Origin of the sequence: Streptococcus mitis (assembly GCF_946190115.1) — a bacterium.
In the GTDB taxonomy this organism is placed as follows: Bacteria; Bacillota; Bacilli; order Lactobacillales; family Streptococcaceae; genus Streptococcus; species Streptococcus mitis_CO.
Map to the genome: position 1 here is coordinate 1 of NZ_CAMHZG010000014.1, position 17353 is coordinate 17353.

A 17353-nucleotide genomic window follows, 5' to 3' on the forward strand; every position below is an offset into this window, starting at 1 on the left:
AAAAGGACTTAGCCCTGTACAATACAGAACTAAATCCTTCGGATAAATTAATTGTCTAACTTTTGGGGGTCAGTACAAATGAATCGCTTTTTTATATAAGGAGACCGAATGGAAAAAGAAAGATAAATAAAATAGATATATTATCTTCTTGTAATATTATACTACACAAAAATAGGGAGCTTGTCAATAGAAAAGAAGCAATTTAATTAAAAATATTCTTGTTTTTTCAAATTGCAATTAAATAAGCAATTTTCAGATAATAATTGAAAATTCAAGCTGTTTATGTTATAATGATAGCGATTAAATTCGAGGTGAAAAATGGCACATTTATTAGAAAAAACTAGAAAAATTACTTCTATCCTGAAGCGCTCAGAGGAGCAGTTGCAGGAAGAACTTCCATACAATGCGATTACCCGTCAATTGGCAGATATTATTGACTGTAACGCCTGTATCGTCAATAGCAAGGGACGTCTCCTGGGTTATTTCATGCGTTACAAAACCAATACAGATCGTGTAGAGCAGTTCTTCCAAACTAAGATTTTCCCAGATGACTACATTCAAGGTGCGAATATGATCTACGATACAGAAGCCAATCTGACAGTTGATCATGATTTAAGTATTTTTCCTGTGGAAAGTCGTGCCGACTTTCCAGATGGTTTGACGACCATTGCACCGATTCATGTATCAGGGATTCGCCTTGGTTCTTTGATTATTTGGCGCAATGATAAAAAATTCGAAGACGAGGACTTGATTCTTGTTGAGATTGCCAGTACCGTGGTTGGGATTCAACTTCTTAATTTCCAGCGTGAAGAAGATGAGAAAAATATTCGCCGCCGTACTGCTGTTACCATGGCGGTTAATACCCTTTCTTACTCCGAACTCCGTGCTGTTTCAGCAATTTTAGGGGAATTAAATGGAAATGAAGGGCAGTTGACTGCGTCAGTGATTGCAGATCGTATCGGAATCACTCGCTCTGTGATTGTCAATGCCCTTCGTAAACTTGAGTCTGCAGGGATTATTGAAAGTCGCTCACTTGGAATGAAGGGAACTTATCTTAAGGTCTTGATTTCAGATATTTTTGAAGAAGTGAAGAAAAGAGATTACTAATGACTAAGGCTTTAATTTCGATTGATTATACAGAAGATTTTGTTGCTGATAGTGGGAAACTGACAGCAGGTGCTCCAGCTCAGGCGATTTCGGATGCCATCAGCAAGGTGACTCGATTAGCTTTTGAACGCGGAGATTACATCTTCTTTACCATTGATGCTCACGAAGAAAACGATTGTTTTCATCCAGAAAGTAAACTATTTCCTCCTCATAATTTGATTGGGACTAGTGGACGGAATTTATACGGAGATTTGGGGACCTTTTATCAAGAACATGGTTCAGACAGTCGTGTCTTTTGGATGGATAAACGCCATTACTCAGCTTTTTCGGGTACTGACCTAGATATCCGTTTGAGAGAGCGTCGAATTTCTACAGTTATTTTAACAGGAGTCTTGACGGATATTTGTGTCCTGCATACAGCTATAGATGCCTATAATCTAGGATATGACATCGAGATTGTTAAACCAGCTGTTGCTTCCATCTGGCCTGAAAATCACCAATTTGCCCTAGGTCATTTCAAAAATACACTTGGAGCTAAGTTGGTAGATGAAAATCTAAATGAAATTTCAGAGTAATTTGGTTGATGAAATGAAAAATTTTGAAAAAAGTGTTGACAAGCATCCCAAAAGTTGATATACTAGTAAAGTAATCGACGCGGGGATGGCGGAATTGGCAGACGCGCAGGACTAAGGATCCTGTGACCGCTTTAGGTCGTGAGGGTTCAAGTCCCTCTCTCCGCATAGGATAAGAGTTAGCTTAGGCTAGCTCTTTTTTTCATCTAGTTAAAGTAGAGAAAAAAATTTTTGCTCTTTTTTCGTATTTCATAAACATTTCATATTTGGGTTTTATAATAGTCTTACAAATATGGGGGTAACAAATGAATCCAATCCAAAGAGCTTGGGCTTATGTCAGCAGAAAACGACTGAGAAGCTTTATTTTATTTCTGATTTTATTGGTTCTATTGGCTGGAATTTCAGCCTGTTTGACATTGATGAAGTCCAACAAAACGGTTGAAACCAATCTTTACAAATCACTCAACACATCTTTTTCTATTAAGAAGATAGAAAATGGTCAGACCTTCAAGTTGTCAGACCTAGCATCTGTAAGCAAGATTAAGGGACTGGAAAATGTTTCTCCTGAACTTGAGACGATTGCAAAACTAAAAGACAAGGAAGCGGTGAGTGGCGAGCAGAGCGTTGAGCGTGATGATTTGTCAGCTGCGGATAAGAATTTGGTTAGCTTAACGGCTCTTGAAGATTCATCTAAGGATGTCACCTTTACCAGCTCGGCTTTCAATCTAAAAGAAGGGCGACACCTTCAAAAAGGGGATTCAAAGAAAATTCTCATCCACGAAGAGTTGGCTAAGAAGAACGGTCTTTCGCTTCATGACAAGATTGCCTTAGATGCTGGTCAGTCAGAAGCTGGTAAAGGACAAACTGTCGAGTTTGAAATCGTCGGAATCTTCTCTGGTAAAAAACAAGAGAAATTTACAGGTTTGTCTTCTGACTTCAGTGAAAACCAGGTCTTTACAGACTATGAAAGTAGCCAAACCCTTTTGGGCAATAGTAAACCTCAAGTTAGTGCAGCGCGCTTCTATGTAGAAAATCCTAAGGAAATGGACGGACTCATGAAGCAGGTAGAAAACTTGGTCTTGGAGAATCAAGGCTACCAAGTCGAGAAGGAAAACAAGGCCTTTGAACAAATCAAAGACTCAGTAGCAACCTTCCAAACCTTCCTGACCATCTTCCTTTATGGGATGTTGATAGCGGGAGCAGGGGCCTTAATTCTTGTTTTGTCTCTCTGGTTGAGAGAAAGGGTCTACGAAGTGGGAATTTTACTGGCACTTGGAAAAGGCAAGAGCTCAATCTTCCCACAATTCTGTTTAGAGGTAGTTTTGGTATCTCTCGGTGCTTTGCTTCCAGCATTTGCTACAGGAAACGCAATCACATCCTACCTACTCCAAACTCTACTATCAAGTGGAGATCAGGCAGCTCTACAAGACACGCTAGCTAAAGCAAGCAGTTTATCAACCAACATCCTATCTTTTGCAGAATCCTATGTTTTTCTAGTTCTGCTTAGTTGCTTATCTGTAGCTCTTTGTTTCCTATTTTTATTTAGAAAATCGCCTAAGGAAATTTTATCATCTATTAGTTAATACTCCTCGAAAATCTCTTCAAACTGTGTTAGCTTTATCTGCAACCTCAAAGCTGTACTTTGAGCAACCTGCGGCTAGCTTCCTAGTTTGCTCTTTGATTTTCATTGAGTATAAGAAGGAGAAATCATGACTTTATTACAATTACAAGACCTTACCTACCGTTATAAGAACACTGCTGAAGCAGTCCTATATCAGATCAATTATAATTTTGAACCCGGGAAATTTTACAGTATTATTGGGGAGTCAGGAGCGGGGAAATCTACTCTCTTGTCCCTACTTGCTGGTCTAGATAGTCCTGTTGAAGGTTCTATCCTTTTTCAAGGAGAGGACATTCGTAAGAAGGGCTATTCTTACCATCGCATGCACCATATTTCCCTGGTCTTTCAAAATTATAACTTGATAGATTATCTTTCTCCGCTGGAAAATATCCGCTTGGTCAATAAAAAGGCAAGTAAGGATACGCTGCTTGAGCTTGGTTTGGATGAAAGTCAGATCAAGCGGAATGTTCTCCAGTTATCAGGTGGTCAACAGCAACGTGTTGCTATTGCTCGTAGTTTGGTATCAGAAGCTCCAGTTATTCTAGCGGATGAGCCAACGGGAAATCTGGACCCTAAAACTGCTGGAGATATTGTCGAACTGCTCAAATCACTTGCCCAGAAAACAGGTAAATGTGTCATCGTCGTAACTCACAGCAAAGAAGTGGCACAAGCGTCAGATATTACACTTGAGTTGAAGGATAAGAAACTGACTGAAACTCGCAATACTATGAAATAATACGAGCTTTTTCTGTTATACTCTTCGAAAATCTCTTCAAACCACGTCAGCGTCGCCTTACCGTACTCAAGTACAGCTTACGGCTAGCTTCCTAGTTTGCTTTTTGATTTTCATTGAGTATTAGAACTATAAAATAGAACAACATCTAGAAAGGGAACCTATGTTACACAACGCATTTGCCTATGTTACAAGGAAGTTTTTCAAATCGATTGTCATCTTCCTGATTATTCTCCTCATGGCGAGCTTGAGTTTGGTTGGCTTGTCAATCAAGGGAGCTACTGCCAAGGCTTCTCAGGAGACCTTTAAAAATATCACCAACAGCTTCTCCATGCAAATCAATCGTCGCGTTAATCAAGGGACGCCACGTGGTGCTGGGAATATTAAGGGTGAAGATATCAAAAAAATCACCGAAAACAAGGCCATTGAATCTTATGTGAAACGTATCAACGCTATCGGAGATTTGACTGGATATGAACTCATCGAAACGCCAGAAACCAAGAAAAATCTGACACCTGACCGTGCTAAACATTTTGGAAGCAGCTTGATGATTACAGGTGTCAATGACTCTTCCAAAGAAGACAAGTTTGTCTCTGGTTCTTATAAATTGGTCGAAGGAGAGCACTTAACAAACGACGACAAGGACAAGATCCTCCTGCACAAGGACTTGGCAGCCAAACACGGCTGGAAAGTAGGGGATAAGGTCAAACTAGACTCTAATATCTACGATGCAGACAATGAAAAAGGTGCCAAAGAAACAGTCGAAGTGACAATAAAGGGACTCTTTGATGGTCACAATAAGTCGGCAGTAACCTACTCACAAGAACTCTATGAAAATACAGCCATCACAGACATCCATACGGCTGCAAAACTTTATGGATATACAGAAGACACAGCTATTTATGGGGACGCAACTTTCTTTGTAACAGCAGACAAGAACTTGGATGATGTTATGAAAGAGTTGAATGGCATCAGTGGTATCAACTGGAAGAGCTACACACTCGTTAAGAGTTCCTCTAACTACCCAGCTCTAGAGCAATCCATTTCTGGTATGTACAAGATGGCCAACCTCCTCTTCTGGGGTAGCTTGAGCTTCTCAGTCCTTCTCCTTGCACTCTTGCTTAGTCTTTGGATTAACGCCCGTCGCAAGGAAGTGGGAATTCTCCTCTCTATCGGTCTCAAGCAGGCAAGTATCTTGGGTCAATTCATCACTGAATCCATCTTGATTGCCATCCCTGCTCTTGTTTCTGCTTACTTCCTAGCCAGCTACACAGCCCGTGCAATCGGAAATACTGTTCTTGCCAATGTCACTTCAGGTGTTGCCAAGCAAGCCAGCAAGGCTGCTCAAGCCTCTAACCTTGGTGGTGGTGCAGAAGTAGATGGTTTTAGCAAGACCTTGTCGAGCCTAGATATTTCCATTCAGACATCAGACTTTATCATTGTCTTTGTCCTTGCCTTGATTCTAGTGGTTCTCGTTATGGCGCTTGCTTCAAGCAATCTCCTTAGAAAACAACCAAAAGAGCTCTTGCTCGATGGTGAATAAGTTTGAAAAAATTAGTCTAAAATAGAGACTACATCTTATTTTTCTATTCAAGAATGGTGGATAGAGAATGATTATTTAACAATTCAAAATAGAGTCGAAAGCAGTGGTGAAAATCATTGCTTTCAGTTGCTTTCTTTGTACTTTTGTTGGTGTATGTGATATACTAAAATCGTGGAATTCAGTGGAAGGACAATTTACAATTTCTATATTCAAATATGCATAAAAATTTATTCATAATTTGCTTTTAAATAAATAGAAAACCTGTAGATATCTATCCAGATTGCAAAGGTAGACGGGCCTGCTGTGGCTGAGTTTGCCTTTTTAAAAAATATAAAATAGTGAGGAAAACAATGAGACAAACAAATGTTAGAGGGACTTTATCCCTACGTGGCTTTAGAAAATTAAGAACTGGTGCAATTGTTGCGACAGGTGTGATTTTATTGGGACTGGGCTTTTTAGCTCCAACTGTTTCAGCTAATGAACAAGATGGTGTTTGGGTAGCCAGAACAGTTGCAGAAGTAAAAGCTGATATTCAAAATATAGACAATTTATCACACTATACTATTAAGTGGGGAGATACACTGAGTGCTATTAGTGGAGCAACAGGACTATCTGTTGATAGTTTGGTTGAGATAAATCGTATTGCAAATAGAGATTTGATTTTTGTCAATAATAAATTGTATTTTAGCGAAGAAGCTTTTCTAAAAGATGGAAATACAGAAGTCAAAAGACAGCGAGTGTCAATTGATAATTCTGGTAGCTGTCAAAGTTATGAAGTTGAAACAAAGACAAATACTGTAACTGGAGAGCAAACAACTACTGTTAAACAAACGACACCAGTAGTTGTGGAAACACCAGCAGTATCGGCAGCGAAAGCTGAAGAGTCAATATCGCCAGCACTGAAATCAGAAACACCAGTCACAGTTGCGCCAAAAGCCGAAACAAGGGAGGAAGTTTCAAATGCTCCATCACTGGGCGCTACAACTAGTGCTGATTCAGGTGAATCAAGTTCAGTAACAGACAATGCCCCTTCAAATACAGGGACTACAAATCAACCTTTAGCTTCAAATCCAAGTTCTGAAGTTTCAGCTTCATCAGAATCAGCACCGAAAGTGGAAGAGCCAGTGGCGCCAGCACCGAAAACAGAAGAACCAGTGGCACCAACACCGAAAACAGAAGAACCAGCGACACCAGCACCGAAAGCAGAAGAACCAGTGGCTCCAACACCGAAATCAGAAGAACCATCGGCTCCAGCGCCAAAAGCAGAAGAGCCAACGGCGCCAGGACCAAAAGTAGAGGAACCAGTAGCTACCACGCCAAAAGCAGAAGAACCAGTAGCCACAACGCCAAAAGCAGAAGAGCCAGTGGCACCAGCACCAAAAGCCGAGGAACCAACGACACCAGCACCGAAAGTGGAAGAGCCAGCAGGAACAGCGCCAAAAGTGGAAGAGCCAGTGGCACCAGCACCGAAAGCAGAAGACCCAGCAGCAGGCACAACGCCGAAAGCGGAAGACCCAGCAGCAGGCACAACATCAAAAGTAGAAGACCCAGCAGCAGGAACAACGCCAAAAGCGGACGAGCCAGCAGCAGGCACAACACCAAAAGCAGAAGAACCAGTAGCAGGCACAACGCCGAAAGCAGAAGAACCATCAGCAGGCACAACGCCGAAAGCAGAAGAACCATCAGCAGGCACAACACCGAAAGTGGAAGAGCCAGCAGGAACAACGCCGAAAGCGGAAGAACCATCAGCAGACACAACGCCAAAAGCAGACGAGCCAGCACCGAAAGCAGACGAGCCAGTGGCCCCAGCGCCAAAAGCAGAGGCACCTGCAACTCCAGCACCAAAAGCTGAAGAGCCAACGGCTCCAGCGCCAAAAGTAGAGGAACCTGCAACTCCAGCACCGAAAGCGGAAGAACCATCAGCAGGCACAACGCCAAAAGCTGAAGAGCCAGCGGCCCCAGCGCCAAAAGCTGAAGAGCCAGTGGCCCCAGCGCCAAAAGCAGAGGAACCAGTGGCCCCAGCGCCAAAAGCAGAGGAACCAACGACACCAGCACCGAAAGTGGAAGAACCTGCAACACCAGCACCGAAAGTGGAAGAGCCAGCGGCCCCAGCACCGAAAGTGGAAGAGCCATCAGCAACAACACCAAAAGCGGACGAGCCATCGGCCCCAGCGCCAAAAGCAGAGGCCCCAGCGGCATCAGCACCGAAAGCAGACGAGCCATCGGCTCCATCACCGAAAGCAGAAGAACCAACGACACCAGCACCAAAAGCGGAGGAGCCAACGGCTCCAGCACCGAAAGTGGAAGAACCTGCAACACCAGCACCAAAAGCTGAAGAGCCAACGGCTCCAGCGCCAAAAGTAGAGGAACCAACAGCCTCAGCACCGAAAGACGATGAATCAGCTTCTTCAGTTGAATCTCCATCAACAGGTAATCATTCAGAAGAGTCTGGAGCATCATCTACAACTCCTACAGTTGATTCAACATCATCACCGGTAACCCCAAGTGAAGAAGCACCGGTCACATCAGGCGATACCAATTCCACTACACAGCCAGCTGGAGAATCAGGTAAATCTGAAACACCGTCAGAATCTTCCAATACTCCATCTGCAGATGCTACAAATGAATCAGGGAATTCAGAGTCATCAAGTTCAGTAACAGATGATACTACTTCAAATGTGGAAACTACAGAACAACCTGAAACTTCAGCTCCAAAAACCGAAGCACCAGCGCCAAAAGTAGATGATCCAGCGACTCCAGAACCGAAAACTGAAGAAGAAAAGTTATTAGAGGAAACTAAACAGGATAGCATAAGAGAAAATATTGACGCAGTTGTTAATATTAAATTAGCGGAAATTGAAAAGATTGAGAATTCAGATGAAAAAGAAAAATTAAAAGCAAAATTATATGAGTTAAGAAAGAATGCAGTAGATGACATTAAAAATGCTAAAGATGAAGAAGAGGCATTAATACTTACAGAAAAACATCAAAATATAATTAATTCTCTTGAAATATCTGGTGAAAAATATACAAAACCAAATTTTGATAAAGATAATTTATCAAATGGACGTAATGATGGAACTACGATTGAAGGTGGTAGTACAGCAATAGGACATGGTTCAGGAGAAGCACCTTCAGGAGCAACGCAACCAGCCTCAGCAGAAGGGACAGATAACTCATCAGCACCAACAGCACAACCACAACCAGAAACAACATCATCAGGGACTTCAAGTTTTAGAAATGCTCCATCAGTTCAAGCAAGAGCAAGAAGAGTAGCACGTTCAACATCAGAACCAGATGGAACTGTAAATATCAGCTATAACTTCGCTGAAATGCCAGATATTCATGGTTTCCTATCTGACCCAGGAGAAGATAACACTGTTACAATTCCTGCTGGAACGAGTGAAGCACAGGCAAAAGAATTAGTAAAAGAAAAAATTCAAGCCAAGATAAAAGACCTAGCTGCTAGAGGGTATTATGTGAAAAATGACATTATTTTTGAACAAGATACTACTGTGAAAAATTATAACTACGTTGTCACATTCACTAAGGAGGCTACAGGAACTTCAGGTTTCAGAATGGCTCCAGCAGTTCAACCACGCGCTAGCAGAAATCGTAGAAGTCTAGAACAGCCAGCTCCTCAAAAGGTCAAAGTAAATGTATTTTATAACTTTGATAAAATGAAAGATATTGCAGGTTTCCTAGGAGATATCAATGGAACTTCTCTTGAAATTGCGGAAGGTTTATCAAATGAACAGGTTAAAGCAGCTGTCAAGAGCCAAGTTGATGCTAAGAAAGAAGAGTTGAGCAAACGTGGCTATACTTTCAAAGAGGACTATGTCTATCAAGCTAATGGGAAAGATTATAATTACGTCGTTACATTCACTAAGGAGACTACAGGAACTTCAGGTTTCAGAATGGCTCCAGCAGTTCAACCACGGGCTAGCAGAAATCGTAGAAGTCTAGAACAGCCAGCTTCTCAAAAGGTCAAAGTAAATGTATTTTATAACTTTGATAAAATGAAGGATATTGCAGGTTTCCTAGGAGATATCGATGGAACTTCTATTGAAATCGCGGAAGGTTCAACAAATGAACAGGTGAAAGCAGCAGTCAAGAGCCAAGTTGATGCTAAGAAAGAAGAGTTGAGCAAACGCGGCTATAGTTTCAAAGAGAACTATGTCTATCAAGCTAATGGGAAAGATTATAACTACGTTGTAACATTTTCAAAAGCAACCAAATAACGTTCATTCCACAGAGAGTGAAATGTGAGCAGAGAGAGCGATAGGCTCTCTTTGTTTTATCTAGTGGTCAGTTACTTACAGACAAAAGGCCAGTAAGAGGCTATAATAGAAAATAGAGTAGGTGTTTATTCTAATACTCTTCGAAAATCTCTTCAAACCACGTCAGCGTCGCCTTACCGTAGGTATGGTTACTGACTTCGTCAGTTCTATCCACAACCTCAAAACAGTGTTTTGAGCTGACTTTGTCAGTTCTATCTACAACCTCAAAGCAGTGCTTTGAGCAACCTGCGGCTAGCTTCCTAGTTTACTTTTTGATTTTCATTGAGTATAAGAAAAATAAAAAATAGAGAGCAGTTAAAGTATGAAAATTTTAATTGTAGAAGATGAAGAGATGATCCGTGAGGGGGTCAGTGATTATTTGACGGATTGTGGTTATGAAACCATTGAGGCGGCGGACGGACAAGAAGCCTTAGAAAAATTTTCCAGCTATGAAGTAGCCTTGGTTTTACTGGATATCCAGATGCCAAAGCTCAATGGCTTAGAAGTCCTAGCTGAGATTCGCAAAACCAGCCAGGTTCCTGTCTTGATGCTGACCGCCTTTCAGGATGAGGAATACAAGATGAGTGCCTTTGCCTCTCTGGCAGATGGCTATCTGGAAAAACCTTTCTCCCTCTCCCTCTTAAAAGTGAGGGTGGACGCGATTTTCAAGCGCTACTACGATACAGGACGAGTCTTCTCCTATAAGGATGCCAAGGTAGACTTTGAAAGCTACAGTGCAAGCCTAGCAGGAGAGGAAGTGGCTGTTAATGCTAAAGAGTTGGAAATTCTGGACTATCTGGTGAAAAATGAAGGAAGGGCCTTGACTCGATCTCAGATAATCGATGCCGTTTGGAAAGCGACAGATGAGGTTCCCTTTGACCGTGTCATTGATGTTTATATCAAGGAACTGCGGAAAAAGCTAGGCTTGGACTGCATCCTCACTGTGCGCAATGTTGGTTATAAATTGGAGCAAAAATGAAACGAACAGGTTTGTTTACAAAGATATTTATATATACCTTCTCGATATTTAGTGTTCTGGTTATCTGCCTTCATTTGGCTATTTATTTTCTTTTTCCTTCGACTTATCTGAGCCACCGTCAGGAAACCATTGGTCAGAAGGCAACAGCCATTGCCCAGTCCCTAGAAGGGAAAGATAGGCAGAATATCGAGCAAGTCTTAGACTTGTATTCTCAGACCAGTGAGATCAAGGGGGCTGTCAAGGGCGAGATGACTGAGGATAAGTTAGAAGTCAAGGACAGTCTTCCTCTGGATACAGACCGCCAGACAATCTCTCTCTTTATTGAGGAGCGCGAGGTGACAACGCAGGACGGTGGTACTATGACCCTGCAATTTCTAGCTTCCATGGACTTGCAAAAGGAAGCAGAGCAAATCAGTCTCCAGTTTCTTCCCTATACCTTGTTGGCATCATTTCTAATTTCTCTTTTGGTAGCCTACATCTATGCTCGGACTATCGTTGCCCCGATTTTGGAAATCAAGCGGGTGACCCGACGGATGATGGATCTGGATGCTCAAGTACGATTGCGCGTGGATTCGAAGGATGAGATTGGTGATCTCAAAGAACAAATCAATAGCCTCTACCAGCATCTCTTGACTGTCATTGCGGACTTGCATGACAAGAATGAAGCTATTCTCCAGCTGGAAAAGATGAAGGTCGAATTCCTACGGGGGGCTTCTCATGAATTGAAGACACCTCTGACTAGTTTGAAAATCCTAATCGAAAATATGAAAGAAAATGTCGGTCGCTATAAGGATAGAGACCACTATCTGGGAGTTGCCTTAGGAATTGTGGATGAACTCAATCACCATGTTCTGCAGATACTTTCCCTCTCTTCTGTGCAGGAGTTACGAGATGATAGGGAACAAATTGACCTACACCAGATGACGCAAAGTCTGGTTAAGGATTATGCCTTGCTAGCCAAGGAAAGAGAGCTCCAGATAGACAATAGTTTGACCCATCAGCAGGCTTATCTAAACCCATCAGTTATGAAGTTGATCCTGTCTAATCTCATCAGCAATGCTATCAAGCACTCTGTTCCAGGCTACTTGGTTCGCATTGGAGAAAGAGAAGGGGAACTTTTTATAGAAAATAGCTGCAGTCCAGAAGAACAAGAAAAACTAGCCCAGTCTTTTTCTGACAATGCTAGTCGCAAGGCCAAGGGTTCTGGGATGGGGCTCTTTGTGGTCAAGAGTCTATTAGAACATGAAAAATTATCCTATCGTTTTGAGATGGAGGAGAATCGTTTAACTTTCTTCATAGCTTTTCCAAAAGTTGTCCAAGACTAGAGAGAAAGGGTTTACATAGATGAAGCTAGAAGAAATTCAATCGAAACTGCGGGAAAAACTAGATTTTTTTATCAAAAAGTGATAAAATGAACAATGTAAATGGGATGACCCATAAAAATATACAGGAGGCCTGATAAAATGGCAATCGTTTCAGCAGAAAAATTTGTCCAAGCAGCTCGTGACAACGGTTATGCAGTTGGTGGATTTAACACAAACAACCTTGAGTGGACTCAAGCTATCTTGCGCGCAGCAGAAGCTAAAAAAGCTCCAGTTTTGATCCAAACTTCAATGGGTGCTGCTAAATACATGGGTGGTTACAAAGTTGCTCGTAACTTAATCGCTAACCTTGTTGAATCAATGGGTATCACTGTACCAGTAGCTATCCACCTTGACCACGGTCACTACGAAGATGCACTTGAGTGTATCCGAGTTGGTTATACTTCAGTTATGTTTGATGGTTCACACCTTCCAGTTGAAGAAAACCTTGAAAAAGCTCGTAAAGTTGTAGAATTTGCTCATGCAAATGGTGTATCAGTGGAAGCTGAAGTTGGTACTATCGGTGGTGAAGAAGACGGAATCATCGGTGATGGTGAATTGGCTCCAATCGAAGACGCTAAAGCAATGGTTGAAACTGGTATCGACTTCTTGGCAGCTGGTATCGGTAACATCCACGGTCCTTACCCAGAAAACTGGAAAGGTCTTCACCTTGATCACTTGCAAAAATTGACTGAAGCTGTTCCAGGATTCCCAATCGTATTGCACGGTGGATCAGGTATTCCTGATGAGCAAATCCAAGCAGCTATCAAACTTGGTGTTGCGAAAGTTAACGTTAACACAGAATGCCAAATCGCATTCGCTAACGCAACTCGTAAATTTGCTCGTGACTACGAAGCAAACGAAGCAGAATACGACAAGAAAAAACTCTTCGACCCACGTAAATTCTTGGCTGACGGTGTAAAAGCTATCCAAGCATCAGTTGAAGAACGTATCGACGTATTCGGTTCAGAAGGTAAAGCTTAATCTAGCTGAATAATATAGAATAGAAACCTGCCCATTGGGTGGGTTTTTTGGTGTTTTAAGGGAACTATTATTTCTGTTTTAAACTAGAGGAAATTATTTTTTATAGAATATGATACTTGTAAAAAATCAATTTGAGGAGACAAGATGTTAAATCTTCCTATTCGTTCCATTGTATTCATTTTATGCGATTGAGATATTTGAATTATGTTAGTCACCATTTTATATAGGTGTTGATATAATTTAGACGATTCTATGAAATTAATTAGGATTAAGTTGGAGAGTTGCTCAATAAGTTCATGTAATTATGGAAATAGTTTTTAATATTTACTTATTAGGAAATGACCTTGAACTGCTTCTCCGTTTACGAACTCTATATGTAGATTTTTTATGAAGTTGGTAAGCTATTGACAGCAATTCTTTTTCATTATAAACTAATAATAATCAAAAAAATCGTTAACATTGGAAATGGAGTTTATTATGTCTGATTGTATTGTTGTAAATGATGAATTATATGTTATTTATCCTAATTATAGAACGTATACTCTTGATGCGGAGTATTGTTCAAGATATACATATTATCTTAAAAAAGGGAATTACTTTTTCTTGAATAATAATGGAAAATTAGTTGATTCGAATGAGGATGTAGAGGATAGAATTGCATATAAGATTGGAAAACTAGAGGGGAATTATTATTGTTTTGACAATGAGATTTTTGATTTACAACATAAATTTAGAATAGACGTTAGCCTAATTGATAATTTAAAGCATAAACATTTTTTAAAATATCCTTCACAGTTATCTATTCTAAAGAAAATTGATAGTTTGATAAATGAGGATTTTTATATTTTACCTGATGATACGATAAATGAAGAAGTTAGTTCAATCAGTTGGACAGAATATAACAATCTTGTTGCTTCATTTCCAACAACAACAACAGTAAAACATTATATTGATAAATTGGTAGCTGAAAAAATTGAAGGCTTCTTTGAGTTAAAAAAGAGCTATGATGATGAGTTTGAAAAACATCTCCAAAAAACAACTAGAATTCCCTCTTCTAACACACTATTCTCACCCAAAATAGATTATGAAGTCACTCAAGCAGAAATAAACAAATTTACTCATGCACTTTCTTTGCTAAAGGACATACTTGAAGAGGAAATTATAAGTGAAAAAGAGTGGCAGAATAAAATTTTAGATATTCTGTTACTGATATATCCCCAGTATCAAATTATAATCGATGAGGTAGGATTAAGTAATCGTAGAAGGGTTGATTTTGTTTTAGTTGACCTATTTAATAATATTGATATTGTAGAGATAAAGACTCCAGAAAAGAGATTATTAAAAAAATCAAAATATAGAGACCACTATGTTCCATCGCATGAATTTACTGGTACAGCTATGCAGATTGAGTATTATTTACGAGAGTTACATGAAAATTCAAGTGCTAACGTGCAAAAAATCAAACATAAGTTACTAGAGAAGGGTTTTAATAGTGAGGTTAAGATAAATAATGTTAAAGGGATTATTATTATGGGCCGAACAAATGGATTCAATGTAGAACAACAAGAAACATATCGAATTATGAAAAATCAGTATTCCAATATTATTAATATTATTAGTTATGATGAACTACTTGATATGTTAGAAAGAATTTTGGAACGCTTCAAAAAAAATGGTATTTCAAACAAATAGAATTAAGCATAATGTGACAAACCAAAAATAAATTTTACTCTCATTTTATACTCTTTTCAAAGAACAAAGAGTAATACTTAAGAAGCTTTCCTATATGATACGTTTGAATAAAAATCTATTTAAAGTGTTTTCGGTGTGCTAGGAAATACAGAGAGTTAATCAGCTATGTTCAGAAGGTAAAGCATAATCTAGCTGAATAATACAGATGAAACCTGCCCATTGGGTGGGTTTTTTTGGTGTTTTAAGGAGACTATTAAGCCAGAATTTTGGACTAATACTCTTCGAAAATCTCTTCAAACCACGTCAGCTTCGCCTTGCCGTATGTATGGTTACTGACTTCGTCAGTTCTATCCACAACCTCAAAACAGTGTTTTGAGCTGACTTCGTCAGTTCCATCTACAACCTCAAAACAGTGTTTTGAGCAACCTACGGCTAGCTTCCTAGTTTGCTCTTTGATTTTTATTGAGTATAAAAATACCACTTTAAGAGAAAAATTTTCAATTTCACAAATTTTAAGCAAACGCTTGCATTCTAGTTTTTATTGGATTATAATAGGTTGGTATAAAGCATTTTGTAATAATAAAATGTAGAAGGTGTAGAAAGTAAGGATTTAGAATACTTGTGTTTGAAAATACGATTTTCTATTCCTTACCATAGGGAGAGATTTATGGCAATGATAGAAGTGGAACATCTTCAGAAAAATTTTGTGAAGACTGTTAAGGAACCGGGCTTGAAGGGGGCTTTGCGCTCCTTTATTCATCCTGAAAAGCAGACCTTTGAAGCGGTCAAGGATTTGACCTTTGAGGTCCCAAAGGGGCAGATTTTAGGCTTCATCGGGGCTAATGGTGCTGGGAAGTCGACAACCATTAAAATGCTGACTGGGATTTTGAAACCGACATCTGGTTTTTGTCGGATTAACGGCAAGATTCCTCAGGATAATCGTCAAGATTATGTCAAAGATATTGGCGTAGTCTTTGGACAACGCACCCAGCTATGGTGGGATTTGGCCCTGCAAGAGACCTACACAGTCTTGAAGGAGATTTACGATGTTCCAGACTCGCTCTTTCATAAGCGCATGGATTTTTTGAATGAAGTCTTGGATTTGAAGGACTTTATCAAGGATCCCGTACGGACTCTTTCACTAGGACAGCGCATGCGGGCGGATATTGCAGCTTCCTTGCTCCACAATCCCAAGGTTCTCTTTTTAGATGAGCCGACCATTGGTTTGGACGTTTCGGTCAAGGATAACATTCGTCGGGCTATTACTCAGATCAATCAGGAGGAAGAAACAACCATTCTTTTGACTACTCACGACCTGAGCGACATTGAGCAACTCTGTGATCGAATTTTTATGATTGATAAGGGGCAAGAGATTTTTGATGGAACGGTGAGCCAACTCAAGGAGACCTTTGGTAAGATGAAGACTCTCTCCTTTGAACTGCTACCAGATCAAAGTCATCTCCTTTCTCACTATGAAGGATTTTCGGATATGACTATTGATAGACAAGGAAACAGTCTCAACATTGAATTCGATAGTTCTCGCTACCAGTCAGCTGACATTATCAAGCAAACCCTGTCTGATTTTGAAATCCGCGATTTGAAGATGGTGGATACGGATATTGAGGATATTATCCGTCGCTTCTATCGAAAGGAGCTCTAAGATGGTCAAATTGTGGAGACGTTATAAACCCTTTATCAATGCAGGTGTTCAGGAATTGATCACCTATCGAGTCAACTTTATTCTCTATCGGATTGGGGATGTGATGGGAGCTTTCGTGGCCTTTTATCTCTGGAAGGCTGTCTTTGATTCCTCACAGGAGTCTTTGATTCAGGGCTTTAGTATGGCAGATATCACCCTCTACATCATCATGAGTTTTGTGACCAATCTTCTGACTAGGTCAGATTCGTCCTTTATGATTGGGGAGGAGGTCAAGGATGGTTCCATCATCATGCGCTTGTTGCGACCAGTGCATTTTGCGGCTTCTTACCTCTTTACCGAGCTTGGCTCCAAGTGGTTGATTTTTATCAGCGTTGGCCTTCCATTTTTAAGTGTCATTGTCTTGATGAAAATCATATCGGGTCAAGATATTGTAGAGGTGCTAGGATTAACTGTCCTTTATCTTTTTAGCTTAACGCTGGCCTATCTGATTAACTTTTTCTTTAATATCTGCTTTGGATTTTCTGCCTTTGTGTTTAAAAATCTTTGGGGTTCCAACCTACTTAAGACTTCCATAGTGGCTTTTATGTCTGGAAGTTTGATTCCCTTGGCCTTCTTTCCAAAGGTTGTTTCAGATATTCTATCCTTCCTGCCTTTTTCATCCTTGATTTACACTCCGGTCATGATTATCGTTGGGAAATACGATGCCAGTCAGATGATTCAGGCGCTCGCTTTGCAGTTTTTCTGGCTCTTAGTGATGGTGGGCTTGTCTCAGTTGATTTGGAAACGAGTCCAGTCATTCATTACCATTCAGGGAGGTTAGT

Annotated in this window: 12 protein-coding genes and 1 tRNA gene; all 13 read left to right on the forward strand. The window is 40.3% G+C overall.

What is annotated here, in order from left to right:
- Nucleotides 1-318 precede the first annotated feature (318 nt).
- Nucleotides 319-1107 carry a GTP-sensing pleiotropic transcriptional regulator CodY gene (gene codY / locus N8L90_RS07775; RefSeq protein ID WP_000940738.1) on the forward strand — a complete coding sequence of 263 codons (789 nt, stop codon included), beginning with the start codon at nucleotides 319-321 and terminating at the stop codon, nucleotides 1105-1107.
- Nucleotides 1107-1682 carry a cysteine hydrolase family protein gene (locus N8L90_RS07780; protein WP_042750413.1) on the forward strand — a complete coding sequence of 192 codons (576 nt, stop codon included), beginning with the start codon at nucleotides 1107-1109 and terminating at the stop codon, nucleotides 1680-1682. Before codY ends, N8L90_RS07780 begins: the two co-directional genes overlap by 1 nt.
- A 79-nt stretch (nucleotides 1683-1761) precedes the next feature.
- Nucleotides 1762-1847, forward strand: a tRNA-Leu gene (locus tag N8L90_RS07785).
- A gap of 137 nt (nucleotides 1848-1984) precedes the next feature.
- A complete protein-coding gene (locus tag N8L90_RS07790) occupies nucleotides 1985-3262 on the forward strand; it encodes an ABC transporter permease (RefSeq protein ID WP_261024937.1) in 1278 nt (425 codons plus the stop codon).
- Between the two features lie 126 nt (nucleotides 3263-3388).
- A complete protein-coding gene (gene vex2 / locus N8L90_RS07795) occupies nucleotides 3389-4036 on the forward strand; it encodes an ABC transporter ATP-binding subunit Vex2 (protein WP_261024938.1) in 648 nt (215 codons plus the stop codon).
- Between the two features lie 160 nt (nucleotides 4037-4196).
- Nucleotides 4197-5576 carry an ABC transporter permease subunit Vex3 gene (gene vex3, locus N8L90_RS07800; protein WP_261024939.1) on the forward strand — a complete coding sequence of 460 codons (1380 nt, stop codon included), beginning with the start codon at nucleotides 4197-4199 and terminating at the stop codon, nucleotides 5574-5576.
- Between the two features lie 350 nt (nucleotides 5577-5926).
- Nucleotides 5927-9817, forward strand: coding sequence for a LysM peptidoglycan-binding domain-containing protein (locus N8L90_RS07805; protein ID WP_261024940.1), 3891 nt, complete (start codon nucleotides 5927-5929; stop codon nucleotides 9815-9817).
- Between the two features lie 361 nt (nucleotides 9818-10178).
- A complete protein-coding gene (vncR, locus tag N8L90_RS07810) occupies nucleotides 10179-10835 on the forward strand; it encodes a response regulator transcription factor VncR (RefSeq protein ID WP_261024941.1) in 657 nt (218 codons plus the stop codon).
- Complete coding sequence (gene vncS / locus N8L90_RS07815; RefSeq protein ID WP_261024942.1) at nucleotides 10832-12160, forward strand: sensor histidine kinase VncS; 1329 nt, start codon at nucleotides 10832-10834, stop codon at nucleotides 12158-12160. The genes vncR and vncS overlap by 4 nt, the downstream gene beginning before the upstream one ends.
- A 138-nt stretch (nucleotides 12161-12298) precedes the next feature.
- Nucleotides 12299-13180, forward strand: coding sequence for a class II fructose-bisphosphate aldolase (locus N8L90_RS07820; RefSeq protein WP_001019006.1), 882 nt, complete (start codon nucleotides 12299-12301; stop codon nucleotides 13178-13180).
- Nucleotides 13181-13657: 477 nt separating this feature from the next.
- Nucleotides 13658-14872 carry a Shedu immune nuclease family protein gene (locus N8L90_RS07825; protein ID WP_033676713.1) on the forward strand — a complete coding sequence of 405 codons (1215 nt, stop codon included), beginning with the start codon at nucleotides 13658-13660 and terminating at the stop codon, nucleotides 14870-14872.
- 667 nt (nucleotides 14873-15539) lie between these two features.
- Nucleotides 15540-16532: an ABC transporter ATP-binding protein gene (locus N8L90_RS07830; RefSeq protein ID WP_143952354.1), complete on the forward strand. Its 993-nt coding sequence runs from the start codon at nucleotides 15540-15542 to the stop codon at nucleotides 16530-16532.
- Nucleotide 16533: 1 nt separating this feature from the next.
- Nucleotides 16534-17352 carry an ABC transporter permease gene (locus N8L90_RS07835; RefSeq protein ID WP_173305022.1) on the forward strand — a complete coding sequence of 273 codons (819 nt, stop codon included), beginning with the start codon at nucleotides 16534-16536 and terminating at the stop codon, nucleotides 17350-17352.
- Nucleotide 17353: the final 1 nt, after the last annotated feature.